This window comes from Gemmiger formicilis, assembly GCF_024462815.1.
Taxonomy (GTDB): Bacteria; Bacillota; Clostridia; order Oscillospirales; family Ruminococcaceae; genus Gemmiger.
This window is the reverse complement of sequence record NZ_JANGCG010000092.1, coordinates 1-233: the sequence shown is the minus strand read 5'-3', so window position 1 is coordinate 233 and position 233 is coordinate 1. Positions and strand designations below refer to the sequence as shown.

Here is a 233-nt window from a genome sequence, read left to right as displayed (position 1 = left end):
CTCCCATCGCTTCCATCGTCTCCGCTGACGGGCCGATAAATATCAATCCTTCTTGCTTACAACGGCGTGCGAAGTCCGCGTTCTCCGACAAGAAACCATAACCGGGATGTATCGCATCGGCATGGTGCCGTTTCGCCGCGGCGATCAGATTGTCTATATTCAAATAACTTTCCTTGGAAGCCGCCGGGCCTATCAAGGCTGCCTCATCCGCATACATTACATGCCGAGCGGTA

Annotated in this window: 1 protein-coding gene; it reads right to left on the bottom strand. The window is 53.6% G+C overall.

What is annotated here, in order from left to right; genetic code table 11:
- A partial coding sequence (locus tag NE623_RS14625; protein ID WP_305146204.1) for a biotin carboxylase N-terminal domain-containing protein occupies nt 1-233 on the bottom strand: 233 nt, incomplete at both ends.